Source organism: Singulisphaera acidiphila DSM 18658 (assembly GCF_000242455.2).
GTDB lineage: Bacteria > Planctomycetota > Planctomycetia > Isosphaerales > Isosphaeraceae > Singulisphaera > Singulisphaera acidiphila.
In genome coordinates this window covers 6968986-6994353 of the sequence record NC_019892.1, presented here as the reverse complement: position 1 = coordinate 6994353, position 25368 = coordinate 6968986, and the positions used below count along the sequence as shown (strand labels likewise).

General features: G+C 60.9%; 22 protein-coding genes and 3 tRNA genes. 12 read left to right on the top strand and 13 right to left on the bottom strand.

Annotated features, from left to right (window positions below):
- Nucleotides 1-237 precede the first annotated feature (237 nt).
- Nucleotides 238-660: a holo-ACP synthase gene (acpS, locus tag SINAC_RS27430; protein ID WP_015248825.1), complete on the top strand. Its 423-nt coding sequence runs from the start codon at nucleotides 238-240 to the stop codon at nucleotides 658-660.
- Nucleotides 661-737: 77 nt separating this feature from the next.
- Here acpS and SINAC_RS27425 read toward each other — a convergent pair whose 3' ends face one another.
- Complete coding sequence (locus SINAC_RS27425) at nucleotides 738-1013, bottom strand: glutaredoxin family protein (protein ID WP_015248824.1); 276 nt, start codon at nucleotides 1011-1013, stop codon at nucleotides 738-740.
- Nucleotides 1014-1116: 103 nt separating this feature from the next.
- Nucleotides 1117-3597 (bottom strand): type I DNA topoisomerase, encoded by a 2481-nt coding sequence (topA, locus tag SINAC_RS27420; RefSeq protein WP_202802876.1) that lies wholly within the window; start codon nucleotides 3595-3597, stop codon nucleotides 1117-1119.
- A 454-nt stretch (nucleotides 3598-4051) separates the two neighbouring features.
- Between topA and SINAC_RS27415 the strand changes: the two genes are divergently transcribed.
- The 8 genes from SINAC_RS27415 to SINAC_RS27380 all read left to right on the top strand — a co-directional run bounded on the left by SINAC_RS27415 (nucleotide 4052) and on the right by SINAC_RS27380 (nucleotide 10080).
- A complete protein-coding gene (locus SINAC_RS27415) occupies nucleotides 4052-5944 on the top strand; it encodes a hypothetical protein (protein WP_015248822.1) in 1893 nt (630 codons plus the stop codon).
- Nucleotides 5945-6249: 305 nt separating this feature from the next.
- Entirely contained in the window at nucleotides 6250-7248 is a 999-nt protein-coding gene (gene rpsB / locus SINAC_RS27410) for a 30S ribosomal protein S2 (protein WP_015248821.1), read from the top strand.
- A gap of 191 nt (nucleotides 7249-7439) precedes the next feature.
- A complete protein-coding gene (tsf, locus tag SINAC_RS27405; protein WP_015248820.1) occupies nucleotides 7440-8051 on the top strand; it encodes an elongation factor Ts in 612 nt (203 codons plus the stop codon).
- A gap of 95 nt (nucleotides 8052-8146) precedes the next feature.
- Nucleotides 8147-8905 carry a UMP kinase gene (pyrH, locus tag SINAC_RS27400; protein ID WP_015248819.1) on the top strand — a complete coding sequence of 253 codons (759 nt, stop codon included), beginning with the start codon at nucleotides 8147-8149 and terminating at the stop codon, nucleotides 8903-8905.
- Between the two features lie 112 nt (nucleotides 8906-9017).
- Nucleotides 9018-9578 (top strand): ribosome recycling factor, encoded by a 561-nt coding sequence (gene frr, locus SINAC_RS27395; RefSeq protein ID WP_015248818.1) that lies wholly within the window; start codon nucleotides 9018-9020, stop codon nucleotides 9576-9578.
- 89 nt (nucleotides 9579-9667) lie between these two features.
- Nucleotides 9668-9741, top strand: a tRNA-Val gene (locus SINAC_RS27390).
- Between the two features lie 89 nt (nucleotides 9742-9830).
- Nucleotides 9831-9904, top strand: a tRNA-Val gene (locus tag SINAC_RS27385).
- Nucleotides 9905-10006: 102 nt separating this feature from the next.
- Nucleotides 10007-10080, top strand: a tRNA-Val gene (locus tag SINAC_RS27380).
- 219 nt (nucleotides 10081-10299) lie between these two features.
- Here the strand turns inward: SINAC_RS27380 and SINAC_RS27375 are convergent.
- Both SINAC_RS27375 and SINAC_RS27370 read right to left on the bottom strand, forming a co-directional pair.
- Nucleotides 10300-11661, bottom strand: a complete 1362-nt coding sequence (locus tag SINAC_RS27375) for a hemolysin family protein (protein ID WP_015248817.1) — start codon at nucleotides 11659-11661, stop codon at nucleotides 10300-10302.
- 343 nt (nucleotides 11662-12004) lie between these two features.
- Nucleotides 12005-13708 carry a hypothetical protein gene (locus SINAC_RS27370; protein WP_015248816.1) on the bottom strand — a complete coding sequence of 568 codons (1704 nt, stop codon included), beginning with the start codon at nucleotides 13706-13708 and terminating at the stop codon, nucleotides 12005-12007.
- Nucleotides 13709-14250: 542 nt separating this feature from the next.
- On the opposite strand from SINAC_RS27370, the gene SINAC_RS27365 reads away from it, so the two are divergent.
- The 3 genes from SINAC_RS27365 to ispH all read left to right on the top strand — a co-directional run bounded on the left by SINAC_RS27365 (nucleotide 14251) and on the right by ispH (nucleotide 16101).
- A complete protein-coding gene (locus tag SINAC_RS27365) occupies nucleotides 14251-14775 on the top strand; it encodes a hypothetical protein (protein WP_020466880.1) in 525 nt (174 codons plus the stop codon).
- The gene (locus SINAC_RS27360; RefSeq protein ID WP_015248814.1) at nucleotides 14768-15160 is read left to right on the top strand and encodes a transcriptional regulator; all 393 of its coding nucleotides are present in this window, start codon (nucleotides 14768-14770) and stop codon (nucleotides 15158-15160) included. The genes SINAC_RS27365 and SINAC_RS27360 overlap by 8 nt, the downstream gene beginning before the upstream one ends.
- 86 nt (nucleotides 15161-15246) lie before the next feature.
- Complete coding sequence (ispH, locus tag SINAC_RS27355) at nucleotides 15247-16101, top strand: 4-hydroxy-3-methylbut-2-enyl diphosphate reductase (RefSeq protein WP_015248813.1); 855 nt, start codon at nucleotides 15247-15249, stop codon at nucleotides 16099-16101.
- A 77-nt stretch (nucleotides 16102-16178) separates the two neighbouring features.
- Here ispH and SINAC_RS27350 read toward each other — a convergent pair whose 3' ends face one another.
- From SINAC_RS27350 to SINAC_RS27310, 9 genes are all read right to left on the bottom strand, one after another.
- Entirely contained in the window at nucleotides 16179-17246 is a 1068-nt protein-coding gene (locus SINAC_RS27350; protein ID WP_015248812.1) for a heme-binding protein, read from the bottom strand.
- Nucleotides 17247-17335: 89 nt separating this feature from the next.
- Nucleotides 17336-19450, bottom strand: coding sequence for a family 16 glycoside hydrolase (locus SINAC_RS27345; protein WP_015248811.1), 2115 nt, complete (start codon nucleotides 19448-19450; stop codon nucleotides 17336-17338).
- Between the two features lie 139 nt (nucleotides 19451-19589).
- Nucleotides 19590-20270 (bottom strand): ABC transporter ATP-binding protein, encoded by a 681-nt coding sequence (locus SINAC_RS27340; protein WP_015248809.1) that lies wholly within the window; start codon nucleotides 20268-20270, stop codon nucleotides 19590-19592.
- Complete coding sequence (locus SINAC_RS27335; protein ID WP_015248808.1) at nucleotides 20263-21387, bottom strand: ABC transporter permease; 1125 nt, start codon at nucleotides 21385-21387, stop codon at nucleotides 20263-20265. The genes SINAC_RS27340 and SINAC_RS27335 overlap by 8 nt, the downstream gene beginning before the upstream one ends.
- Before the next feature lie 43 nt (nucleotides 21388-21430).
- Nucleotides 21431-22270 carry a methyltransferase domain-containing protein gene (locus tag SINAC_RS27330; protein WP_015248807.1) on the bottom strand — a complete coding sequence of 280 codons (840 nt, stop codon included), beginning with the start codon at nucleotides 22268-22270 and terminating at the stop codon, nucleotides 21431-21433.
- The gene (locus SINAC_RS27325) at nucleotides 22261-23112 is read right to left on the bottom strand and encodes a class I SAM-dependent methyltransferase (protein ID WP_015248806.1); all 852 of its coding nucleotides are present in this window, start codon (nucleotides 23110-23112) and stop codon (nucleotides 22261-22263) included. Before SINAC_RS27325 ends, SINAC_RS27330 begins: the two co-directional genes overlap by 10 nt.
- 16 nt (nucleotides 23113-23128) lie before the next feature.
- Nucleotides 23129-23932 (bottom strand): SDR family NAD(P)-dependent oxidoreductase, encoded by an 804-nt coding sequence (locus tag SINAC_RS27320; protein ID WP_015248805.1) that lies wholly within the window; start codon nucleotides 23930-23932, stop codon nucleotides 23129-23131.
- A gap of 4 nt (nucleotides 23933-23936) precedes the next feature.
- The gene (locus SINAC_RS27315; protein WP_015248804.1) at nucleotides 23937-24833 is read right to left on the bottom strand and encodes an alpha/beta fold hydrolase; all 897 of its coding nucleotides are present in this window, start codon (nucleotides 24831-24833) and stop codon (nucleotides 23937-23939) included.
- Between the two features lie 187 nt (nucleotides 24834-25020).
- On the bottom strand, nucleotides 25021-25335 hold the full coding sequence (locus SINAC_RS27310; protein WP_015248803.1) for an acyl carrier protein: 315 nt from the start codon (nucleotides 25333-25335) through the stop codon (nucleotides 25021-25023).
- Nucleotides 25336-25368 lie beyond the last annotated feature (33 nt).

Genomic DNA, 25368 nt, shown 5'->3' with positions numbered 1-25368 from the left:
CGTCCTCGCCACTCCGTTAGTATAGCGCACGCCCCATGAGGTCGCGAGCCGACTTCGGAATGCCAAGGAGACTGCATTGCCCCGTTGGCCGCAGAACCGAACCCTGAGCAAAAGTGCGGTTCGCTCGCCGGAGCAGACTCGAGACACCGTCTTGGCCACTGAACTCACGGTGGATTAGACTGGAGGCGTTTGACCTCTCGTCTCCGCGTTCACGTTCACCTAGGAAAACAAATCGGCATGGAAATCCTGGGCATTGGCACGGACATCATCGAATGCCCTCGAATCGGCAAGATGATCGAACAGCATGGCGAATTATTCCTGCGTCGCGTCTACACCGAGCGCGAGATTCGCTACTGTCAGGCTCGCAAGCATGCGATCGAACATTTCGCTGGCCGGTGGGCGGCCAAAGAAGCCATCCTCAAAGCGATGGGGACGGGCTGGAGCCGAAGGCTGGCCTGGACCGACCTGGAAGTCCGCAATACGGGGGGAGGACAACCGCAAGTCCTGATCTGTGGCGGAGCCAAGGAACTCGCGTTGCAGAAGGGGATCGGCGACATCCTCATCTCGATTTCCCACTGCCGGACCTATGCCACAGCCTACGCGCTCGCATTGAGCCTCACGCGGCCAACTCCCATGGCTGTCGAAGAATCGGGGGAGTAGCACGGCCGGCTCGGCCGTCTTTGAGGATTCACCCCGGCCGACCCGGCCATTTTTTTGGAAAATTCACCAGCGGCGGCTCAAGAGCCACCTTGGTTGTCGATCAGACTCGTCACGCTCTTGAGTTCACGACTGAGTTCTTGCTCGCTGGGGTTGATCAGGATCATGTTGTTGAGCCGGATTGTCGGAATGACCCGCGTTCCGTGATTGAGGTCGGCGAGGTAGGGATTCAGTTCCGGCGATTCATCAACGTCTTTGTACTCGTAGGCCACGGATTGGGCATCGAGGAAGTCCCTGGCACGTTGAGTATCAGGGCAGGCCGCGGATCCGTAGACCGTGACATTCGGTTGCCGCATTCGGAGTGCCTCGTCAGAGAAACGCGAAAGGAGTGACCCGACTCACAAACGAGCCGGGCCACTCCTGAATCTCTCAATGCAAACGACGCGCCCTAGATTCGCCCTATCGACCGGTTACGGCGGTGATCTTTTCCAGAGTTGCTTCTCCGGGTTCCTTCGTCCCTTTGCACTTCGGGAAGTTGGCACAGCCGAGGAAGTAGCCTCGCCGCCCTTCACGGACGGTCATGGCCCCGCCGCAGTTCTCGCAGGTCTCATCACAGACGATGGCCTTCAGGTCGTCTTTCCCGGCGGAGGAAGCAGCTCCCGGCCCCTCGCCGATCTGTTCCTTGAGTTCCTCGGGCACCGGTTGCGTGCTTCGGCACTTCGGATAATTCAGGCAGCCAAGGAACGCGCCTCGCTTCCCTCGTTTGACCCCCATGGGGCCGCCGCACTTCTCGCACTTGACCTCGACCTTGACCGGCGTAACGGGTTGCCCCTGATCGTCGACCGGAAGCGTGTTCCGGCACTTGGGGTAGCCCGTGCAACCCAAGAAGTTCCCTCGCGAGCCTTGTCGCAGGGCCATGGGCTTGCCGCACTTCTCGCAAACATGCTCGGTTTCCACAACCGAGGGGACTGGCTGCCCTTGATCGTTGAGGTTGAACGACTCCTTGCAGGCGGGATAACCGGAGCACGAGAGGAACTGGCCGCGCTTGCTCTCACGGAGCATCAAGGGCTTGCCGCACTTGGTGCAGATGTGCTCGGTCTCAACTGCCGCCGGACGGGCGGAGCCATCCATCGGGCGCGTCGACTTGCATTCCGGATACTTCGAACAGCCGAGGAATTGTCCCGTCTTGCTGAACTTGACCACCATCGGAGCGCCGCAGACGAGGCAGACTTCCGAGGACGGAACCTGCACCTTCTGCATCTGCTTCTCGGCGACTTTCAGGGCGTCCTGAAACGGGTGGTAGAAGTCGTCGAGAACCTTGACCATTTCCTCCTTGGCGGAGGCAATTTCGTCGAGCTCATCCTCCATCTTGGCGGTGAACTTCAGGTCCATGATCTTGGGGAAATGCTCGACCAGGAGGTCGGTGACAATCATCCCCAGGTCGGTGGCGAAGAACCGGCGTTCCTTCTGCTCGACGTACAGACGCGTCTGAATCGTCTGGATGATCGGTGCGTACGTGCTCGGCCGACCGATATTCTCCTTTTCGAGCGCCTTGATGAGCGTCGCTTCGGTGAATCGCGGCGGGGGCTGGGTGAAGTGCTGCGTCGGGGCGAGCGAGTGCAAATCGAGGGCCTGGCCACTCGCGAGCGGCGGCAGGAGCGAATCCTCCTGCTTGCCGGCGGGCGAAAGGACGCGGCGATAACCGTCGAACTTGAGGATCTTGCCTTGGGACTTGAACAATCCCTCGCCTGCGGCGATCGAAACGTTGGTCACCGCGAAGACGGCCGGAGTCATCTGGCTGGCAACGAATCTGCGGTAAATCAATTGATAAAGCTTGAACTGATCGATCGAGAGCCGGCCTTTAATCTTGTCAGGCGTTAGGCTGAGGTCGGTGGGCCGAATCGCTTCGTGCGCCTCCTGGGCCGACTTGCCCGCAGCATAGCGATGAGGCTTTGCCGGCAGATAGCGGTCGCCGTAGTCGGACTTGATCAGTTCACGGACATTCTCGATCGCCTCCTTGGAGACGCTGAGACTGTCCGTTCTCATGTACGTGATCAGACCGACAGGGCCGTCGGTCCCGACGTCGATACCTTCGTAGAGCTCCTGAGCGACCTTCATCGTCCTCTTGCCGGAGAACCGCAAGCGGATCGCCCCTTGCTGCTGAAGGGTGCTCGTCTTGAACGGGGCGTCGGCCTTGTCGAGCTTCTCGACTTCCTCGATGCTGGCGACCTTGAACGGAGCGACCGCCAAGGCATCACGAATGGCGGTGGCATCCGTCTCGTTCCCCGCCTCGAATTTCGCCCCTTGCCACTCGGTCAACAAGGCTTCGAAGCGGTCTGACTCGGCCGTCGCCCCTTCGGGACTGACCGAGGCCGTGATCTTCCAGTATTCCTCCGAGACAAAGGCGCGGATCTCTTTTTCGCGGTCGGCGATCAGGCGAACCGCCACCGACTGGACCCGCCCCGCACTCAGGTGGCGAGCCACCTTGCTCCAGAGAAGCGGGCTGAGCTGGTAGCCCACGAACCGGTCCAGGAACCGTCGCGCCTGCTGCGCATTGACCATTTCCATGTTGATTGGACCGACGTGCTGAAAGGCCTCCTTGACGGCACGTTCGGTGATCTCATGGAACATGACCCGACGGACGCGTTCGTCGGGGAGATCGAGCGCTTGCTGCAAATGCCAGGCAATCGCCTCGCCTTCACGGTCAGGGTCAGTCGCCAGGTAGACCATCTCGGCCTTGGCAGCCTCGCGTTTCAGCTCTCCAACAGTATCTTTCTTCCCCTTCATGATCTCGTACGAGGGGAGGTAGCCATGCTCCACGTCCAAGCCCAGCTTGCGCTCGGGCAAATCTCGGACGTGCCCCATACTGGCTTTGACCACATACGCCGTGCCCAAGAACTTGTTGATCGATTTGGCCTTCTTCGGGCTCTCGACGATCACCAACGAACGTCCGCTTCCCCCCTCCGAAGCGGCCCGACGCTGAGGCGTCGTGGTTTTCTTCGTCGTTTTGGCGGGAGTCTTCGCTGGACTCTTGGAGCTCTTGGTCTCAGCCTTGGCCGCTTTCGCAGTCTTGGTATCAGCGGACGACGCACGTTTAGTAGGCGTTTTGGGGGTTGATTCTGGTGACGACTTAGCGGACTTGCGAGCCACGGTGCCTTCCTATCCTATTCACCCGAGCCTGGTTGGGTCAACACGCCGGGTAGTCCGGACGCGATCACGGGGGCTAGCGGGGTGTCCTGTTTGCGATTGCCCCGGCAACGAATCTTGGTACACTACGGATTGGGCCGGTCTGCAAATGCCTGCGCCCTTCAAATAGCTAGGGTATCGGGGCGTGTCAAGGGGGGAGGCCCTCTACAAGAACCCGACGGCCTGAAATCGAGCCTAGAGGATCCCCATGCCGTTCGCGGTCTTTCGACGCCATCAGCGGAAGCTCCTCGCCGTCTTTGCCATCCTCGCAATGTTCGGCTTCGTACTGGCGGATTCTCTGCCTCGCCTTCTCAGCCCCGGAAATGGCGGAGCCGACCAGAATTCGGTCGTCGTTGAACTCTACAACAAGCCGGTTTACCGGAGCGAGCTCAATGAGATGGCGGTTCAGCGGAATAACGCAAACCGCTTCATGGAGGCACTGGCGGGAAGTCCCATCTTCGGCGACATCAACACTCGGTCGATCGTCGACGCCTTGATCCTCCAGCATGAGGCCAATGCACTGAAGATGCCAACGGGGCCGGACGTCGGCCGTGAATGGCTGAAGCAGGCGACCAGCGGCCAAATGAATCGAGAACTGTTCGATGCAACCATGAGCCGGTTCGCCAACCAGGTCAGTGGTGAGCAAATCCTGAGCGATATCGCCAACCAGGTGCGGATCGCCAAGGTCCGCCAGCTTTTGGCCAGTCCCGTGGTAACCCCGCTCGACGTCTACCAGACCTATCGCGACCAGAACGAGCGGATCTCCGCCCGCGTCGTTGCGTTCCCCGTCGATAGCTTCCTCGACAAGGTCGCCGAGCCAACTCCGGCCCAGGCCCAGGCCTTTTACGAGAAGTATAAGGATGTCTTGCCCGACCCGACTCAAGATACCCCTGGTTTCAAGATTCCCCGTCAGGTCCGGGCCGAGGTCCTCTCGATCGACGGAGCGGCCCTCGCCAAGTCCATCGAATCACGCCTGACCGAGGCCGAGCTTCGTACGTACTACGAGAATCATAAAGCCGACTACAAGAAGACCTCGGAGCTCCCCGACGACCTGTTCGCCAACGATCCGCGCGCACTCCTCACCCCGCCCCAGGTTCAGTCCTTCGACGACGTCAGGGCCTATCTCCCCGCGACGGTTGCTGAAGAGAAAGCGCAGGCGGAAATCGTCGAGAAGTTCGGCAAGCTCAAGGATGAGGCGATGATCCCCTTCGCCGACTCCTATCACGATGCGCTCGACGAGATCACCGAAGCCAAGAAGCAGGGGGAGAAAACCAAGGCGGCTCTTCCCAAGCTCAATGACCTGAAGGCCCTCGCCAAGGCCGAGGGCTTCATGCATGAGGTCACGCCGCTCCTGACTCGGGCCCAGGCCGAAAACTATGGCGAGATCCACGACGCCGAGGTCGGTCTCACGCCCGGTAGCGGAGGCCGGAAGTTTGCCGCGGAGTTCTTCGACTCCAAAACCACGCTTTTCGAGCCGGTCGAATTCACCGACATCTTGCGTCGACGGTTCCTCGCTCGAAAGATCGAGGACGTCCCGCCCCGCGTTCCCTCCTTCAAAGAGATCCAGTCGGAGGTCAACCTCGCCTGGAAGCTGGCCCAGGCGCGGCCGCTGGCTGAGAAAGCCGCCAATCAGCTCGCTGAGGAAGTCCGCAAGTCGGGTGGTTCGATCAAGGACGAGGCCATTGGCGGGCATAAGGTCATCACCACCCCTCCGGTTCCCAAGCTGGAAGCCGGTTTTCCTCTCGCCAATCAAATGTTCCAGCCCGGGCCAACGCGACCTGTTGAATTCCCCCAGATCCCCAACGCGGGTGAGCTCTTCCGCGACGCCTATTTTGGGTTGCATGCCGGTCAGGTGGCCGTTGCTCCGGACGAGCCGAAGAACGTCTATTATGTCTTGACGCTCGGTCAGCAAATCCCCGCCACCTTCGGAACCCTCTACGCGCCGAATGGCGAGTATTTCCGCTATCGGTTTGAAGCGGAGAGAAACGCGCAGCGACGCCAAGCCGAAGATTGGATGACTCACCTCCGCGCCACGGCTGGCCTGAAAAAGGATTGGGTACCTAACGACGAGCAGGATCGCAATACCAAGACCGCAGAGTGAGTCACGATCGAGCCGCCCGGCCGCTTTGGCCGGGCGTTTCATCGAGGACTCTTGAGGACGCTTGATCCACTTTAGGGCAATGGGCGTTGGTACGAGACCGTCTTGATGAGGTTCCGCGCCCCACCTCTTGGGGCGATGTGCGACTCAACCTCCGAGGCGGGATTTGACGTGCCCCCGGTCACCCGGTAGACTGGCGATCCTGGAGCTTGGATGTCTCTCCTTTTTTCCTTAGCAAGGCCGCTCGCGGGCCATTTGCTCGTGAGATTGTCGGCCCTGAACGCAAACGATATCCGGAGATCAATCACGTGCCTTTAGCGGTGAAAGAACTGATCGACGCCGGCGTGCACTTCGGCCACAGGGCGAGCCGGTGGAATCCGAAGATGAAGCCGTATATTTACGGCAAGCGCAACATGATTCACATTATCGACTTGAAGGAAACCGTCAGAGGTCTTCTTCGGGCGACGAAATTCTTTCATCGCGTGGCTGCGTCGAATGGCCTGATCGCCTTCGTGGGAACGAAGCGACAAGCGGCCGAGACGATCGTGGAAGAGTGCACCCGCTGCCAGATGCCGTACATCACGGAGCGCTGGTTGGGTGGGACGCTCACCAATTTCCGGACGATCCGGAGCCGGCTCCAGCGGCTCGAGGAACTCGAGTCGATCCTCGACGGCGAGCAGGCCCTGAGCTACTCCAAGAAGATGATCGCGACGCTCACCCGTGAGCGGACCAAGATCGATCGTAACCTCTCGGGCATCCGCCATATGGCTCGGCTGCCCGAGGCCCTGTTTGTGGTCGACCCGCACCGCGAGCACATTGCGGTCGCCGAAGCCCGCAAGCTGGGCATCAAGGTCGTGGCGCTGCTGGATACGGACTGCGATCCCGACGTTGTTGACCTGCCGATCCCGGGTAACGACGACAGCATGCGGTCCATCGAGCTGGTGATTCGCCACCTGGCGGACGCGATCATTGAAGGAAAGGCGCTGGCCCCAACCGAGCCGCCGCCCCGTGAGAACCAGGATTCGCAAGGGCCGGGCCGTGGCGACCGTCGCGGTGACCGCCGTGGCGGTGGTCCGGGAGCGGGACGTGGTGGCCCCGGCCAGGCTAGCGGTGTGAGCCGCTCCGGCGTTCGTGCCGCTGGACGGCCGGCCGAGGCGACTGAATCGGCCGCCCCTGAAGCCGAAGAAGCGACGGCAACGGCTCCGGTCGAGGGAGCGCCCGTGGAAGCCACGGTCGCCCCGACGGCCGCCGCAACCGAAGCGCCGGTGTCGAGTGGTGAGGCCACTCCTCCTCCCGCCGCTGAATAAGTTGCCGCTCGCAAGCATTGATCCGGCCGCCGGTCCCCGAGGACCGGCGGCCATTGCGTCAATATCAGACAGTTGCATTTGCCGTCCTTCTCTGGTTTGTCCAGACGAATTCAATCCACCCGAATCACGACACGAATCCAGGGCGGACGACCCGTCCACCGACCGTGTTGCAGCGCAGAGGAGCAACGCCGATGGCCGAGATCACGGCTCAGGCTGTCAATGAGTTTCGCAAAACAACCGGTTTGGGCTTGATGGAGTGCAAGGCGCTCCTCAAAGAGGCCGACGGTGATGTGAAGAAGGCTTTGACCCTCGCCAAGGAAAAGCACGGCAAGAACGCCGAGAACCGCGCAGGACGAGCCACCACGGCCGGCCGGGTCGAGGTCTATATCCACCACGACGGCAAGTCGGGCGGATTGGTCGAAGTGAACTGCGAAACCGACTTCGTGGCTCGTAACGACGCGTTCCGGGCCCTGGCCAAAGACCTCGCTCTCCAGGTGGTCGCCGCCAACCCGACCTGCGTCCGTCGTGAAGAGATGCCGGCCGATCAGGTCGAAGAGCAGAAGCGGATCTTCATCGCTCAGGCGGCCGACAAGCCGGAAAACGTTCGTGAGAAGATCGCCGAAGGCAAGCTCAACGCCTGGTACGAAGAAAAGGTGTTGCTGGAGCAGAAGTTCGTGAAAGACGGCGCGCAGTCGATCAAGGACATGATCTTGGCCGTCAACGCCCGAACCGGTGAGAATATCACGGTCTCACGTTTTGCTCGCTTCGTCATTGGTGAAGGGACCACGGCAGCCGCCGAGTAATCCTCGCACCCTTTGGCTTTGCCTTGGGATGATTCCCCTCCCCTGCCCTGTCTCGGTTCTGGCTTGAAGTTTTTTGAGGTTCACAGGACACGTCGATGGAAACTGAATACCCTTACGGACCCTCGGTTTTCCGCCGTGTCCTCCTCAAACTCTCCGGCGAGAGCTTCTGCCGGCCGGGTGAGGGGGGCATCAGCGTCGATGAGGTGAGCCGGATCGCCCGCCAGGCATCGCGGGTCGCCTCCCGTGGAGTCGAGTTGGCCATCGTCGTCGGCGGAGGGAACATCCTCCGAGGCGCGACCCTCTCGCGGGGTTCCGACGTCATCAAAGAGGCGACGGCCCACTATATGGGGATGACGGCGACGGTCATCAACGGCCTGGCTCTCCAGGATGCTCTGGAAGGCTTGGGCTGCGAAACTCGACTGCTCACCACGATCCGGATGGACGAGATCGCGGAGCCGTTCATCCGCCGCCGGGCGTTGAGCCACCTTTCACGCGGCAGGGTGGTTGTCTTGGCCACGGGGACCGGCAGTCCGTTCGTGACCACCGACACGGCGGCCGCCCTCCGTGGCAAAGAGCTCGGCGTCGAGGTCCTCATGAAGGCGACGCGCGTGGATGGGGTCTACTCGGCCGATCCCGAGAAGAACCCGCATGCGGTCCGTTACGACAACCTGACCTACGAGCAGGTCATGCGTGACGACCTGAAAGTGATGGACATGACCGCGATCGGCATGTGTCTGGACAATAACCTGCCGATCCTCGTGTTCAACTTCAAGAAGGAAGGGAACATCGAGCGCGCCATCGCAGGCGAGCCGATCGGAACCTGGGTCAATAACGCACGTCGGCCACAACGTTGAAGCGAACGTTCCGGTGGTGCGCGGATTGATCGTAACGACCGTCCATGAGAAGATGGATTCGGGGTGCTTCGGAACAAGCACCCTGCATGAGCCTGTGATGTCGAGGTGTCGCATGAGTATCGAAGAGATTGCGCTCGAAGCGGAAGAGCGGATGGAGAAGAGCCTCGCCCTTCTCTCCGACCAACTTCGAGGCGTTCGCACCGGACGAGCCAGCGTTGGTCTCGTCGAGTCGATCCGGGTCGACTATTACGGATCGCCGACCCCGCTGAAACAACTGGCGAACCTCAGCACGCCTGAGCCTCAGCAGATCCTGATCCGCCCGTTTGATCAGACGGTCCTCGGTGACATCGTCAAGGCGATCCAGGCCAGCGATATCGGTCTGACTCCCAATTCCGATAACAAGGTCATCCGACTGAACGTCCCTTCGTTGTCGGTTGAACAGCGCAAGAAGCTGGTGAGCCGCGTCAAGGATCTCTCCGAGGAAGCTCGGATCGCGATCCGCAACATCCGTCGCGACGCCAACAAGCAGGCAGATCAGGAACAGGCCGACAAGATCCTCACCGAGGACGACCTGGAAACCTGCAAGGAAGAGACCCAATCGCTGACGAAGCGTTTTGAATCCAAAGTCAATGAGATGGCCGAGAAGAAGTCGACCGAGATTCTCGACGTTTAAAGGTTCGCGAGCCGGGTTCGACCCGGACCGAATCCTCGAGAAGTTACCTTGACTCAACCTCGCCTCTTTCCTATAGTAGTCTCTTCGACGGGCGATTAGCTCAGTTGGCTAGAGCACCAGCTCGACACGCTGGGGGTCACAGGTTCGAGTCCTGTATCGCCCATTCTTTAAGTCTACTTAGCCAAAGACTTATGAAGAGTGCCGACAATTGTGAGTCGGCCCTTTTTTTTGAGGAAAGCATCTTTTTTCGACGGGCGATTAGCTCAGTTGGCTAGAGCACCAGCTCGACACGCTGGGGGTCGCAGGTTCGAGTCCTGCATCGCCCATTTCTTATTTTAAGTCTATTTAGCCAAAGACTTACGAACAAGGGTCGGCGATTGCTAGCCGGTCCCTCTCTTTGAGTCAGTCGTCTCTTTTTTTCTTTCGACGGGCGATTAGCTCAGTTGGCTAGAGCACCAGCTCGACACGCTGGGGGTCACAGGTTCGAGTCCTGTATCGCCCATTTCTTTTTTAAGTCTATTTAGCCAAAGACTTACGAAGCCCCCCGATTGTCATGATCGGGGGGCTTTTTGATGCGCCCTTGTTTGTCGTGAACGTGAATCTCGGCGGCAGGCCAAGGCCTCCTCGCGCGACCATCGGCGTCGGCGCCTGGGACCGCTGGCTCATTTGTTGCGGAGGAGAGCCCTATTCATGCGGGCTCGTCCTTCGATTCTCCGGTTGGTCAACTCCCCGTAGAGTCACCGCCATTGGTCTCTCGGGTGGAGAGCTCACCGACAGGCTCGACGCGAATCCGTCGGATTCGGGTTGGGTCTGCGCGAATCACGACGAGGCGCGCGGCATCGATGAGGACGCTGTCCCCTGTTTTGGCAAGTCGTCCCAAGAGGTCGAGAATGAGGCCGCCGGCGGTTTCGGCCTCGGTCTCAGGGACGTTCACCGCACAACGATCGGCAAGTACGTCGAGCGGGCAAGTGGCGTCGACCTCGAACACGCCGTTACCGAGGGGAGTCACTTGCGGATCTTCGCGGTCGAACTCGTCTTGAATGGGCCCGACCAGCTCTTCGAGGACGTTTTCTAAGCTCACCATGCCCACCACGCTGCCGTATTCGTCCAACAGCATCGCGAGGTGGACCTTGTTGCGCTGGAACTCCACGAGCAGGTCGTCGAGTTTGAGCGATTCGGGGAGGAACGGGACTTTTCGAGCCCATTTCCGCAGGTCGGGCCGTCCGTTACTCGAGGCCCCCGCGCGGAAGAGATCCTTGACGTGAATCATTCCGATGACGGTGTTGAGATCGTCCTCACAGATCGGATATCGCGTATGCCCAGCCTGGCGGGCAACCCTGAGGTTATCCTCGACGGGTCGTGAGAGGTTCAGGTAGACGATGTCAGGACGAGGCACCATGATCCGTCTGGCTGTCTTCTCTTCCAGGTTCAAGACATTTTCAATCATAATTCGTTCGTTGCGGGAGAGATGCCCTCCGGCAACACTCTCGGCGACGATGTGCCTCAGTTCCTCTTCCGTGTGCGAAACCTCAGCCTCGTCGGTCCCCCCCAAGCCAAGCATCTTGAGAGTCAGGTTGCTCGCATTATTGAGGAGCCAGATGACCGGCCAGAAGATGAAGTAGATCGCCATCAGCGGGGGGACGGTCCAGAGCGCGACGATTTTGGCCGATCGGATCGCCAGGCTCTTGGGGGCCTGCTCCCCGAGGGCGACGTGGAGAAACGTCACGAAGGCGAACGCCGCGATCGGCACGGCCGAGACGACCGAGAGTGAGAAGAGTCCGAGGGAGATCTGGCTTCCCTCCATGTGGTTATTGCTGAGCCAGACCTCAACGTTGTGGACGACTCGCTTCTCAATCGCCCAGCCAAGCCCCAGGCTCGCGACCGTGATCCCGACCTGGGAGGCCGACAAGTAGGCGTCGAGATGATCGAGAGCCCGGCTCACCAGCTTGGCTGCCCAGTTCCCCTCCTCGACCAACTGATCGATCTGGCTGGTTCGAACCTTGACGAGGGCGAACTCTGCGGCAACGAAGAATCCATTGACGAACACGAGGCCGGCAATGATCAAAAACTCAGTCAGTCCCATCGAGGGGTTTTTCCGCTCAAGGCGAGAAGAGAATGGCCCGCGTAGATCGGCGAGTCAATTCGCGCCGTCACGGAGGTCCTTGGGGAGACAGTCATTGTAATCGAAGATGACGAGAGCACCCACTACGATTTTCCGTTGCGCGACGAAGCCTGCCGGTTTTCGGTCGGCGGCGGTCAACAGCCATTTGGATAGGGGATTTGCCCCAAGGCCGATCCGTGGTCAGGAGAATCGGGAACACAAAGAGTTCCCCTTCGGTCTGGATGGCTGGGGACCGGACTCGGCCCCCGTTGCGAGGGCCCAAAGACCGAGTGCCGCGTCCGGTTCTCAGCCACTCAAATCACTTCTAGAAATCGGTGAGCATCTGAAGCTGGAACAAAGTGCCACTTGCGCCGGCGCGGTAACCAGTGAGCACGTTATCGGCCGGGGAATGATTGATCCGGGTCACGTCGAACGTCATCCGCCAATTGCGGTTGCCGATGACATACCAGTTGAGCCCTCCACCCCACTCGTTGCCATCGCCGAAGCGACCGGTTACGAACGAGGTGCGGGCATACCCTTCCAACCGCCTGGGAACGACGAAATAAGACGCCTGAGCATAGGCCCCGTGGTCGAATAAGCTGCGGATCGGCAGTGGGCCCCCCGTATGCCGAAAATCGTCGAGCCAGCGAAGGTAATACTCGCCCGAGATGCTGAGGCCCCGATATTTGAACGCCGCGTCGAGGGCCCAGAGCTGAACACTGGCCGTGTTGACGTTTACGCCAGGGCCCAGAGCGCTGGGCAATGCCAGCGGGGTGCCGTCCGAGAGCCGGAAGAGGGTGTCCTCTGGGTTCGTCTGCACCAATGCGGCATTGGCGAGTTGTTCTCGCGAGACCGTCTGGCTCGCCCCGAGCCGCAAGGTCGGCCGCTCATGCCACTCAGCGTCTGAAGGGCCAGGGCCGAACTTGCCAAACGGCTCCCACCAGAGGCTGCTCCCAAAGGCCGTGTTACTGCCAATCCGATGGCTCGCGAGGTTCAGGCCGTTGAACGAGTTGGCGACCATCGCGATGTAGTGGAAGTTCGTCAACGGCTCACCCGACACCCAGATGCCCGGGCTCATGTTCGGTCGAAAAAAGGTGGTCGCCATGGTGCGGTCCGCCCCGAGCGTGTAGCGGTACGAATCGGACCATTCGCGACTCCCAGGCAACTTGTAGTAGCCCGCAGACAGGAGAAAGGCGTTGCTGAACTTGTAGTCGAGCCATCCCAAGAAGAGCGTGGTGTTGCTGGTTGAGGAGGAGAAGATCGCCGCCATGAACTGGAGCCGGGGGTCGAGGGCATAGCCGCTGAATTGGAACCAGTTGCGGTTGACCTTCACCGTGCTCAAATTCCTGACGGGCCTGACGGTACCGGCGCTGTCGGTCCAGGTCTTCACCGAACGAGAAAACCCCGTGTAGCGCAACTGGGTAATCAGGTCGAAGTTCAGCGCAAACGGCATATCCTCCGGAGATCGTGGCTGGGCGAGAACAAACTGCCCCTTCTCCCGGTCGTATTTGCCGACGAGGAACTCAGGCCAGGTCGAGCCCGAGTCGTGAGGGGGAGAGACCTTGGTGTCAGGCTCCGGAGCTGGAGGGAGGACTTCGGCCCCGGCCACGTCGCTTGCGACCGGAGAGGGCAAAGCGGCTGGGACACTGGGCGCCGCGGCCGTCTCGGTCACGCGATCGAGACGGCGTGACAATAGGTCTTGGCGCTGGTTCACCTCCTGAAGCTGGCGCGTGAGTCCCTGGTTTTGTTCGGCCAGTTGGCGGTTCTGCTCGGTCAGCCGCCGATTTTGCTCCATGACGGCGGCACCGAGCGCCTCGAGCCGCCGGAACCGCTCGTCCAGGGCGGAAGAATCCTGACCGACCCCGGCTGCCGGAGGGGCACCCCCCTCGGTCTTCAACGGCGGGTCGGCCCCTGCCCGGGACTCAAACGCAACCTGAATCAACAAGGCGGCCAGAACCAACCTCCTGCCCGAAAACAGGCGGAGCCACCCGCCTCTCGGCCCCCAAGAGATTTCCCTGGCCTTGGTCATGAGTCCCCAAAAAGCTGGAGGTGATCGATGAGGCCACTGACATCATCACGCCTCTTGTGAATATCGGATGCGGAGTTCCATTTTGTGAGAGTTTGTCGATAATCCGGATTTTAGGGGGACTCTTGGGCTGGTCACGGAGGGAGTAGAGATCCAGTCGACCTGCAAATGACTCCAGGTCGCGAGCGGACCGATGACGGTAGCCAATCGTTGACGGACTCACGCCCCTCGACTCATCAACGGTTTGAAAAACATCAATACTCCACGATCAAAGGGGATCGCCGAACCATCATCCCAACCTTCGATCCGAGGGGGTTGAAAACTGCGACGGGCTGGTAAAATATTCCGTCGATGCTTGACGTCAGCCAGTGGACGCTTTACGATACAAAGCGAATAGGAAATGGAACCGGCGAGTTGATTCTTCGCCCTATTCTTTTTGGTCTCGAGAGACACGGCGCTCCATGGAACTTAGGGATGCGTTAACCCAGATCTCCGAGATCCGCCTGCAAATGGCACGGACGGAGGTATTTCGTGGCTTCCGCGCAATGCCGGTCGCCTTTTCGGGGGTTCTTGCCCTGGCAACCGCCGGATTTCAGGTGGCCTGGATCCGCGAGCCGGCCCAGGAATTGTCGGGGTATCTCGGTCTCTGGATCGGCGCGGCCGTGATTAGCGCGGTGGCGGCCGGTGCCGAGATGGTGATCCGGGTTCGCAATTCGGCATCACCCTGGACGCGCGAGATCACCTGGCTGGCGGTCGAGCAGTTCATCCCCTGTCTGGTCGCGGGGGGGCTCCTCACGTTTGTGCTGATCCGGTTCGCCCCCGAAGCCCTCTGGATGTTGCCCGGCCTCTGGCAAATCCTCTTCAGCCTGGGAGTTTTCGCCTCGTGTCGCCTCCTGCCCCGCGCCACGTTCGGGGTGGCTGTCTTTTATCTCGCCACCGGACTCGCGTGCCTGGCACTGGCACACGGAGAGTACGCCCTCTCGCCATGGGCCATGGGCCTTCCCTTCGGGATCGGCCAGTTGCTCGCGGCGGCCGTGCTCTATCGCACATTGGAGTGTCGCGATGCGTAAAGCAAAGGATGATGAGTCGTCAGGCCGATTCGCCTACGACGGCCTCGAACGCGTATTTCATGAGAAGGCTCGGCTCGGGATCATGACCTCGCTCGTGACTCATCCCAAGGGACTTGTCTTCGCCGACCTGAAAGAACTGTGCGCCTTGACCGACGGCAACTTGAGCCGACACCTGCAAGTCCTCCACGAGGCAGGACTCCTCGAGGTCTGGAAAGGATTCCAACAGAATCGGCCCCAGACGCTTTGCCGACTCACCGAGGAAGGGCGACGGCGCTTTCTCGACTATATCAATGTCCTGGAAAATGTGGTCGCCGACGCACTCACCGCCGCCAAAACGGCGCCAACGCCGGCAAGCTCTCTCGCCGAGGGCTGGTTCCCTGCCTGAAACAAACCGGGTGAATCACCCATTGAAGAATGCTGCCGGAAACTTTGCAATGCAAAGCTTCCGGTGATCGAGATAAGGGAGGCATCATGAAGGTCGTTCGAGCGGAAGTCATGGGAATGTGCTTTGGTGTGAGAGATGCGCTCAAGATTATCAACAATATTCCCGATCCGCGGTCGGTGACCATTCACGGGCAATTGGTTCACAATGAGACGGTGCTGGTCCAGCTCGATGCGAGCGGATTCGCCATGACCGATGAGACCTCACGTCAGGAGGTCCCGGAGACCCCAGTCGTGCTCATTACCGCGCACGGGGTCAGCGATCGCGAGCGGTCACGACTGGCCGACGCCGGGAAACGGATCGTCGACACCACCTGTCCTCTGGTCACTCGGGTCCACCAGGCCGCCCTCAACTTACAGAAGCAGGGCTACTTCGTGGTGCTGATCGGTCGTCGTGGACACGTGGAGGTTCAAGGGATTATCGAAGATCTCGAGCGGTTTGACGTCGTTTCGACGGAAGACGAGGTCAAACGCTATCCTGCCGACCGGCTCGGGATCGTCTGCCAGACAACCGCCCCTGCGCGGACCGTCGAACGAATCCGCGAGGCGATCGCCCGGGATAACCCCGACGCCGAGATCCGATTTGTGGATACCGTCTGCTTGCCCACCAAGGAACACCAACGCTCGTTGGAGCGACTCCTCGACCAGGTCGAGGCGATGGTCGTCGTTGGGGGGAGGAACTCCAACAACACCCGCGAGCTCGCCAAGCTCTGCCAAGAACGTGGGATCCCCTCAATCCATGTTCAGGGACCGAACGATCTCGACCCCGAGTGGCTCTCGCGTTTTGAGAATATCGGCCTCACCGCAGGAACTTCAACACTCGACTCGACCATCGACGAAGTCCATCACGCGATGTTGCAGATGACGGTAAACGTTGAAGCCTGACCGGCCATCGCTTCTGAAGTGAGCACGATTATGAGGGATTCCCGACCCATTGTCGGGAATCCCTCACAACTAAAGGCTCAAGGCTGAGTTGTTTTCGTTTCCGAAGGGGGCGGGCTCTGCTTTTCTTTGAGCTCGCTGAGGAAGGCCTCAATCCCTGCCTTGGCGACGATGGCATCCTGCTCGCCGGTCCCGCCTCCCACTCCTACGCCCCCGATCACTTGATCGTCAACGATCACGGGAACCCCACCGAACAGGGTGGTGAGCTTGCCACCGCTGGCAGCGGCCGCGTTCTGCAAGCTGAGATTAAGCAGGGGGTCGGGTGTGGTCGTCCCCCGAGGCGACGGGCCGGTCTCCTGCCGGAACGTGGCCGCAGTCGTGGCCTTGGTGATGGAGGTATAACCACTGGCGGGTCGCGCTCCATCCATCCGGGCGAAGGCGAGGAGATGTCCTCCGTCGTCCACGACCGCAATATTGACCTTCAGGCCCAGCTCACTCGCCTTGGCTTCGGCCCCCTCAAGAATGAGCCTTGCACCTGAGAGAGCGAGCTTCACCTGATTGCGCACGACGAGTGAGGAACCATGATGAGCGGCCGGATTCTTTGGTGATGATTCCACAGTCGCGGGTTCCGGCGCCAGCTCGGTCTTTCTGACTCTGCGAAGCGCACGGTTGAGAGTTCTCACGCCTTGGCTGACCGCTTCCTCGGGTTTCCCCTTGCGAAGCCCCTCGATAAAGGCGTCGCGAATTCCCTTCCGTTCCGATTCGCCAATGACACTCTCAAACGGCTTGGCAACGCGGACCTCGATTTTCTTCTCTTTCTTCGCAAGAAGGATATAGATCCCATCCTGCTGAGGGGGCAACTCTTTCTGCCTGATGGCTTCATCAATGGTCTTGCCGTCGAGCGTGTCCACGGTCTCAATCAAGATGGGAACCTTCGTGAGCTTCGACTCCGTTGCGAGGTCGGCGTTCATGAGGGACACGAGCAGTGGATCGAACATATGTGCCGAATCGACAATATGGCTGCCTCCCTCCTTCGACTCTACGGGTGCCTCGTCACTCAATGCGTGAAGAGGCAATGACAAGAGGCCCAGAAGTCCGAGACTGATCGTGAGCACGCTTCGCTCGAACCACCAACGAGTGACTCGCATGGGGAGAGGGCTCCTGGTTCGTGATCGGAAAGAAAGACAAAAGAGCCCTGATGAGCACAACGCTCTTGGGAGTCAAGGCTCATTGAGAATTAGCGCGTGAGGTGACCCGTCAGCCATTTGAGGAGCGCCGGATCGTTGTAGGCGCGATCCCAACTGTTGTGAGGGACACCTCGATACTCGGTCTCATGGACCTTGGCCCCCGCGTCGCGAAGAGCCTGGGTCATTTCTCGAGCATTGATCACGGTCTTTTGACCATCGGCATCGCCGACGACGACCCAGACCGGAACCGACTTCAGTTTCGCGGCCGACCCCACCTCGCCCTGCCCGCAGATCGGTACCACGGCCACGAAGCGCTCGGGTTGCGCAGCCGCCAGATCCCACGAGCCGGATCCGCCCATGGAGAGTCCGGTGAGGGCCACTCGCTTCGGGTCAGCCTTGTAATTCTTCAACACGTCGTCCAGGGCTGCGAGAGCCGCCTTGCTGTCTTCCGAATCGGCTTTCCACGACTTTCTCGCCTGCGGATAAACCGCGATGAACGGATAATCCTCCGGCCTGCCGAACACGGCGGAACCGAGGCCCACCTGGGCCGAAATGATTCCGTCGTCGCCGCGCTCTCCCGAGCCATGCAAGAACATGACGACCGGGAATTCCTTCGACCCGTCGTAGCCTGGAGGAAGCGAGACCGAGTACTTCCGCTCCCCATCATCAGTCTTGATGGTCCGCAGGTGGAAGCCTGGTTCCGCCGGTCGATCGGCAGTCGGCTCGGGTAAGGCTTGAATCAGGAGATCCTTGAACTGAATGACCATGGGACCACCGGCATGAATCTGAAGTCCGATTCGGCCGGTTCGCGCAATCGTCTCGTCCGGTTCTACATAAGTGACCGAGTTAACTCCGTTAAGCGTTATGACGATCTTGCGGCCGATGGCGCGGATGACGTAGTGGTTCCAGCCAGTTTTGTGAAGGGCCTCGAGCGCCTTGGGTGACGCCTTCTCGAGGACTTTGTTGCGCCTCGACTCGTCGTACAGACATCCCCAGTAGTTCTCGCCAATGTCAGCCTGGTAGCCCGACATCTCGTGACCCGGGATGCGAACGCTCCGGAACTGGACGCCGCTGTTGCTTCCAGCGGCTCCGTTGAGCCGGAAGGAGAACTTGAGGATGAAGTCACCATAAGACTTCTCAGTGGCGAGGAAGTCGTTGTGCTTGATGCCCGGAGATGTACCCACGAGCATACCCTCGCGAGCCGACCAGAGAGACGTATCCCCTTCCCAACCGGTGAGGTCCTTGCCGTTGAACAACGGTACGAACCCAACCGTCTCGACGAGCCCCGGTTCCCCTCCAAGGATCTTGACCCAGCGGAGGACCGTCGTGGCGTAGTACGTGCCTCCCAGGTCACCTGGGCCGCCAGGCGCGGACGAGTAGCTCCCATCATCCTTTCGGCAACGGTCGATGAAGCCGCGAACCGCGTCGAGGTCGGGAGCCTCTTTGAGCATGAAAAAGGCCCGCATAATCCGATAGGTTGCCTCGAGGTCCGAAGGTCCTTCCGCCTTTGACCAGGCTCCGTCGCTCCTCTGGCCGGCCCGCAGCGCCGCCAGCACGGCCTCGCGTTTGTCGAGCTCGACGCCCATTCGGAGCAAGGCGGCCACAGCGCCTCCGGTGTCACGGGCCTGACCAGCCCCTTGCCCGAAGGTGCCGTCTTGGTTCCGCATTTCCTCGATTTGCTTGGTCCACTTCGCGAACTCGGGTGCGGTCTTTTTGATCGACTCGAGACCGGCAACCGCGATCCGGATGTCCTCGAAATCCTTGACGTTCTTCGAGAAATAGCCGATCGCGGCGGCCGACGTTTCCTCATCGGCAATCAAGAGCTCGGCCACGGCCATCAGGCCGACGGCCGTCGTTCGGACGTCGGGCTTGCCGCCGGGAGTCGGGGCAAAACCACCACTCTCGGAATCGCGGCAGGACTTGACGTAGCTCACGCAGGCCAGGACGTCGGGGATCGAGCCCCCGACATTCTTCAGGCTGCGGATGGCCGAGGAGGTCGACCCCAAGGTCGACGGTCCTCCCAGCTTTGCGGCGAAGCCCCCATCAGGGTTCTGAAACGCCTCAATGTACGAGGCAGTGCGTGCGGGCTGCTCGGTCGACTGCGCCTGGGCGCTCGGCACCGCGACAATGGCCCAAACGGCCAGACTCAAAACGATTCGCTTCATGGTGAAACTCCGACGACACCAGGAGAGGTCCAGCCCTGCTCGATTCGGACCAGTCTGCCAGGCCCAGGCAGCGCCAGCAACCGCATCCCGATCGAGTTCCCCTCGTTTTGGTCGTCGATTTTCACATCCAGCCAATCATTCATTCATGACTGGCAACACGGCCGTCACGAAGCTTGAGGATACGATCGGCCCAGGCAGCCACTTCCGGGCTGTGGGTCACGATGATCAGCGTCAAGGATCGTTCGCGGCGGAGCCGGTCGAGCAGTTCGAGGACCTCGGCCTGAGCGACGCTATCAAGGTTCCCGGTCGGCTCGTCGGCCAGGATCAAGGTGGGCTCGTTGGCAAGGGCACGAGCAATCGCGACCCGCTGGCGCTCGCCGACCGAGAGCCGGCTGGGCAAGTGCTTGCGGCGATGGGCAAGTCCAACCTCTTCGAGGAGGCGTTCGGCGCGCGCGGCGCGCTCCAGGCAAGGCCAGGGGCCCTCGAACATCGGCACTTGCACATTCTCGGCGGCCGAGAGCGTGGGGAGAAGGTGGAACGACTGGAAGATAAAGCCGATCCGCCGAGCGTGAAAGGTATCGAGATCGAGGTCGCGCAGCCGGTTCCCCTCGAAGTAGACCTCCCCTGAGGTCGGCCGGTCCAACCCGCCGAGCAGGTGAAGCAGTGTGCTTTTGCCGCACCCGCTCGGCCCAGTGATCGCCACCGACTCGTGTGGAGCCACTGTGACTGATACCCCACGCAACGCTTGAACCGCTCCGTCAGGATAGACTCGGGTGAGCGCTTCGCCTCGAAGCAGTTCTCGATCAGTTCCGTCACTCATGGCGAAGCGCCTCGGTTGGTTGCATGGCGGCCCCCCTCAGGGCCGGGTAGACACCTCCCAGGAGACTCAGCCCGACGCCGAGCGCAAGCCCCACCCCAATCACGGCCGGAGGGAAGTCGGACGAAACGAAACCGCTCGCCGTGGGCATCCGCGAAAGAATTTGAATTTCCGCATATCCCAGGAGCACCCCCAAGATTGCGCCAGCAACCCCGAGGGCGAGCGCCTCGCCGAGGATGAGTGCCAGGACTCGCTTGCGACGCCACCCCAAGGCCCTCAACAAGCCGATCTCAACCGTCCTCTCGAAGACGGTCATCATCATCGTGTTGAGCACACCGATCGAGCCGAGGACCAAGGCAATGGCCGACGTGGTCCAAGCCATCGCCTTGACCATCCGGATCCGGATATCCCCTTGAACGTAGTCGCGTGAAGGAACAGCCGCGACGCCCGGGATCGTGGCTTCGATTCGCTTCCGGAGCGCCTCCAGCGAAATGGGATCGTTGGGCGTGGCCATCACGACGAACCCGGTGACGTTGCCCTCGCGCCCCATCATCTTTTGCAAGACCGATCGGGGGACGATCAAGCCACCGTTCTCGAACAAGCTATCGCTTTCAAAGATGCCGACAACTTGAAATTTCTCGCCGGCCACGTCGAGCGAATCACCGACGGACTTGCCCAGGTTCATCGCCAGGACCCGCCCGAGGACGGCCGCTCGACCGTCTCCCGCAACGAGAGCCCGCCCCTTAAGAATCCGGATCCCTCGGAAGAGGATACTTCCCGGCTCCCAGCCATTGACCAGTACGCTGACAAGATTCGCATCCTCGAAGGAGACGACGTCCATGTACGAGCCGGCCACTTCGCGGACTCCGGGGATCCGTTGCAACTCACCGGCGAGCGACTCGTCCAGGCTACTGGTCAGCTTATCGCTCACCCCCGCGCGGACCACCATCAGGTCGATTCCCTTCGCCTCGTTGATCGCGAGAAAAGAGCGTTCGAAGCCCCAGGCAATCCCGAGCATGGCCACCACCGCCGCGATTCCGATCGACAGCCCGACGACCGTCAGGATGGTTCGGACGCCGCGGCGCACCAGATTCTTGGCGATCAAGGTCGTGAAACGCATGGTGCTCCAGAAGAGATCGACTCGGCTTCGGTATTCGACAAATTCAAGGAGCTTGTCCGACCATCACGTAGCCGCCGCCACGCCAGATGACCTGATACTTGCTGTCCTTGAGAACACGCTGGCCAATCTCGGCGATATTGATATGTCGGTTGCGTTCGACCAGGTCGGTGAACGCATCGCCCAGGTTCATCAGGCGCGAGACCACCCAGCGGTCGATCCCCGGCATGCCTAGTTTGTGGCCGATCATCCGATCGGTCAAGTTGGGCGACTCGTCGGAGATCACGATCGGAGCCCCTGGACGCGCAACCCTGGCCATTTCACGGAGCGAGGCTTCAGGGTCGTTGAAATGATTGAAGCCTCCGATGCTCAAGACCGCGTCGAAGGAATGATCCTGAAACGGCAGGGTCTCTGCTTCCCCGAGGATCAATCGCAGGCCACGGTCGGCGTTGCGCCGCTGGCAGGCTGCAAGTTGGCTGGTCGAAACGTCGATCCCGACCACGTTCCAATCGCGCGGCAGCCAGGAGTGATAGACACCGTCGCCAATGGCGACGTCGAGAAGCTTCAGACCGTCCTGCTTCGGAAGATGCTGCAAGATCACGTTGCGGGAGCGCCGCTCGCCACCGTTGCAGACGAAGAAGAACCATTCCCAGAACCGGAACTTGGGCCAGAGAGAGCTGTTGTAGAAGTCGCGTGCAATCAGGTTGTCAGCCGTCGGCTCGTCCTTCACGACGAGAATTCCATCGCGAATCGGATAGACCCGGTGGCACCCTGCGCAGGCGAGACCGGTCTCAACCGGGGCGAACGAACCACCGCAATCCGGACATCGCAGCGGATGGGGGTCTGTCTTCCAATCGACGGTCGGGTTCGGCGTCGTCACCGACATAACACAGGTCCTCTCCGGGGGTCGGGATTCACCAAACAGTATCCAAGGCGGTTCCAGATCGGAAAGCGACGATGTCCCGGGAAAGCGTCGCGTGCCAGGGTGTTCAGATCAACTCGGCAATTCAAGACCATGTCGATAAAGTCGACATCGAGGCCCATCAGGCGAAGTCCCCACCGATCGATTGCCTCGAGGCCGAGTGCATGGCCGGGGGCCAAGCGATACAACGTGGGGAGCTCGTCGGCGACGATCACAGGGGCCTCGGGCCGTGCCACCCGCTGCATCTCGCGAAGCGCCTGGGCCTGGTCGCGGAAGTAGTTGAATCCCCCGATCGTATAGACGGCGTCGAACGTCTGATCGGCGAATGGAAGCGACTCTCCCTCAGCCCAGACCAAACGCCTCGCCATGCTCGGATAGCGATCGCGGCAGACGGCCAGTTGAGTCCGGGCGATATCAACGCCGTAAATGTCCCAGGTCGGAGGGAGCAAGGGCACATTCTCGCCGTCGCCGATGCCGACTTCGAGGACTCGGGCTTGCGCTTGCTGGGGGAGGTGGCGGAGGATCTGCCGTCTCGCCACCCGTGGTCCGGGCCCCTGGAACCAGAGGAAAAGCTGTTCCCAAGGGCGAAAACGGGACCAGTTTGGCCCATCATAGAACTGGGCCGCGATCCGATTCGTGCCGGTGAGAGGCCCGATCGCATGGAGGATCCCCTCCACCTCGGGATGTTCGCGCCCACACGATGCGCAGGTCTCCCGCCCTTCGAGCCGGTGCCCACAGGAAAGGCAACACGCCAGCTCGATGGCGGAAGGGAGGATTTCGGCGTTGATCTTGAGCGCCTCGGGCACAGCTTGACCTGACTTGTTAGAACTCGGACGTCAATGCCCGCGGACCCGCGCGATCCATCACCCAGTCGAAGAGCCGACAGGGCAAGCGGCGGAGGATGTCCATCCCGATTGCGGTGCCGAGCGGAAAGGTATAGTCGCGCGGGCGACGGACGATCGCCCGAACGAGATACGCGGCGGCTTGTTCGGCTTCGAGCATCGGCACGGGGCGGCGAAAGCGGGTGTCGAGGGTCATCCCTGTTCTGACAAAGCCGGGATAGACCGTCGTGATCGTCACCCCGCGCCGCTTGAGGGCCGGACGCAAAGCTTCGAGATACGTGGTAAGGGCGGCTTTAGACGCCGAGTAGCCGGGCATCCAAGGCATGCCACGGTAACCGGCCACGCTCGAGATCCCCACAAGATGTCCTGACTGACGCGCATACATGCCCGGCAAGACGGCGGCGATTGAGTGAGCCACCCCCACGACGTTCACCTCGAGCATCTGGCGAAACCCCTCGACATCCAGGTCGAGGGCATTCGAGGTGGTTCCCACCCCGGCGCAGGCGACGAGAATGTCAGTCGGTCCGAGCTGCTCCTCCAGGCTCGCGACGGCCTCTTTCAGGCTCGCGGCGTCGCGTACGTCGACCTGGGCCGTGGCGACGGCCGTCATCGTCTTGAGCTCTGACTCGAGCTCGTTCAAAGGGTCGCCATGCCGGTCCATCAGACCGACTCGAAAACCGCGAGCGGCCAGCGCCTTGGCCGTGGCGCGGCCGATCCCCTGGGCAGCCCCCGTCAACAGAACGACCTGACCGTCAGACTTACCCACGCTTTGACCTTCTTTCATGATCTCATCTCGTTCCGCAAGCGGGCTGGGACGATTCCGAGACCGATCCGTCGGGGCCGGAAGAGGACGACGCTCCCGGCAAGGACTCGATGAAGCCACGGAGCAGGGATAGAAACGCGGGCGGGTTCTCTTCCGGCGCGCGATGCTTGGCGGCCGGAACGATCGCGCTCCGGCAATTCGGCAGGTGGTCCACAAGATATTGCGCGGTGGCGAGGAACGGAGAGAATTCGCCATAGAGAGCAAACGAAGGGACCGCCACGCTCGCGATCAGCTCGGCCGTCAAGCCGGCTTCCACCTTCGTATCGTCACCGCAGGTGGTCCCCCCCAGGCGAAGGAGGCGGTTCAGCGCGGGGAGCCCCACCTCGCGGCGGAACTGGAGGAGACGGTCCCCTTCGAGGTCGACAACCTGGTCGAAGAACCGCCCCAGGTCGTACCAATGCTCGTCCGAAAGCTCGACCCCCGCTCGCCTCGCTTCGTCGCAGAATGATTGCCAGTGCCCCCAGCGGCTCACATCCTCCAGGTGGCGGAGGGCCGGGAAGTAGGGGTCGGAGAGGACGACCGCGTCCACTCGCTCCGGGGCGAGCACCGCCGCGTGGAGCGCGATCACTCCTCCGAAGCTGTGACCGACCAATGTCGCACGCTCAATTCCCCGGTCATCCATCAAGGCGAACAGATCGGCCGCATGATCGGCGGAGGTGTAGCCGGTCGGCGGGGCATCGCTGTAGCCGTGTCCCCGGAGGTCATAGGCCGTCACTCGGCGGGCTAAACCCAAGGTCTGAATCGCCTGGCAGAGATACCAGATCGACAGGTCGCCCGTCACGCCATGAATCAGGACCAAGTCGGGACCTTCACCCGCCTGCTGATAGTGAAACCGAAGACCGTTCAGTGTGGAAAAGGGCATGAGACCGCCTCAACGAGGTGCACCAGACCGACCCGGTGCGTGTTTCTTGCTGTGCTATTTAGGGATAAAAACCCTGGTCAATGTTCGAAAGGTTTGTGCATTGCAGTCCTGAAGGAGCGACCGTCAGAGTCTGTCCTCGGCGATTGACGGTCACCACTCTGGGACTTGCAAAATGTGGACGAGACGCTCAGGCACTCTTTGATTCGTTCGCCGGGTCGTTCCCCGTTACCAGGTGATTGCAAAGGAAATCCACTAACTCGCCGATCTTCAGGTCACGATCGGTCCTCCGGCCGAGGTCGGCCATCAAGTCGCCGAACGGCAGCGGTCGACCGTAGAAATCTTGAAGTTTTTCGCCGAGGACGACGGCGTCGATCGAGGCGAGTCCCAGGTCCGCAAAGAACCGGGTTTCGGGACCGATCTCGTCCGAAAATTCTCGACCCTCGAAATTGCTCAGGATCTTGGCGACGTCGGCCTTGATCGAAGCGTGGGTAGGCTGGCTCATCGCCGTTTCCTCCGGATCGGTTCCTTGATCTTC

Bases quoted from the DNA above. Each gene is read 5' to 3' on its own strand.
- ispH (WP_015248813.1), top strand. From the start codon at position 15,247: ATGAAGGTCGTTCGAGCGGAAGTCATGGGAATGTGCTTTGGTGTGAGA.
- SINAC_RS27310 (WP_015248803.1), bottom strand. From the start codon at position 25,335: ATGAGCCAGCCTACCCACGCTTCGATCAAGGCCGACGTCGCCAAGATC.
- tsf (WP_015248820.1), top strand. From the start codon at position 7,440: ATGGCCGAGATCACGGCTCAGGCTGTCAATGAGTTTCGCAAAACAACC.
- SINAC_RS27365 (WP_020466880.1), top strand. From the start codon at position 14,251: ATGCCGGTCGCCTTTTCGGGGGTTCTTGCCCTGGCAACCGCCGGATTT.
- acpS (WP_015248825.1), top strand. From the start codon at position 238: ATGGAAATCCTGGGCATTGGCACGGACATCATCGAATGCCCTCGAATC.
- SINAC_RS27370 (WP_015248816.1), bottom strand. From the start codon at position 13,708: ATGACCAAGGCCAGGGAAATCTCTTGGGGGCCGAGAGGCGGGTGGCTC.
- SINAC_RS27375 (WP_015248817.1), bottom strand. From the start codon at position 11,661: ATGGGACTGACTGAGTTTTTGATCATTGCCGGCCTCGTGTTCGTCAAT.
- SINAC_RS27350 (WP_015248812.1), bottom strand. From the start codon at position 17,246: ATGCGAGTCACTCGTTGGTGGTTCGAGCGAAGCGTGCTCACGATCAGT.
- SINAC_RS27340 (WP_015248809.1), bottom strand. From the start codon at position 20,270: ATGAGTGACGGAACTGATCGAGAACTGCTTCGAGGCGAAGCGCTCACC.
- SINAC_RS27415 (WP_015248822.1), top strand. From the start codon at position 4,052: ATGCCGTTCGCGGTCTTTCGACGCCATCAGCGGAAGCTCCTCGCCGTC.
- SINAC_RS27360 (WP_015248814.1), top strand. From the start codon at position 14,768: ATGCGTAAAGCAAAGGATGATGAGTCGTCAGGCCGATTCGCCTACGAC.
- SINAC_RS27425 (WP_015248824.1), bottom strand. From the start codon at position 1,013: ATGCGGCAACCGAATGTCACGGTCTACGGATCCGCGGCCTGCCCTGAT.
- SINAC_RS27345 (WP_015248811.1), bottom strand. From the start codon at position 19,450: ATGAAGCGAATCGTTTTGAGTCTGGCCGTTTGGGCCATTGTCGCGGTG.
- frr (WP_015248818.1), top strand. From the start codon at position 9,018: ATGAGTATCGAAGAGATTGCGCTCGAAGCGGAAGAGCGGATGGAGAAG.
- pyrH (WP_015248819.1), top strand. From the start codon at position 8,147: ATGGAAACTGAATACCCTTACGGACCCTCGGTTTTCCGCCGTGTCCTC.
- SINAC_RS27335 (WP_015248808.1), bottom strand. From the start codon at position 21,387: ATGCGTTTCACGACCTTGATCGCCAAGAATCTGGTGCGCCGCGGCGTC.
- SINAC_RS27315 (WP_015248804.1), bottom strand. From the start codon at position 24,833: ATGCCCTTTTCCACACTGAACGGTCTTCGGTTTCACTATCAGCAGGCG.
- SINAC_RS27320 (WP_015248805.1), bottom strand. From the start codon at position 23,932: ATGAAAGAAGGTCAAAGCGTGGGTAAGTCTGACGGTCAGGTCGTTCTG.
- SINAC_RS27330 (WP_015248807.1), bottom strand. From the start codon at position 22,270: ATGTCGGTGACGACGCCGAACCCGACCGTCGATTGGAAGACAGACCCC.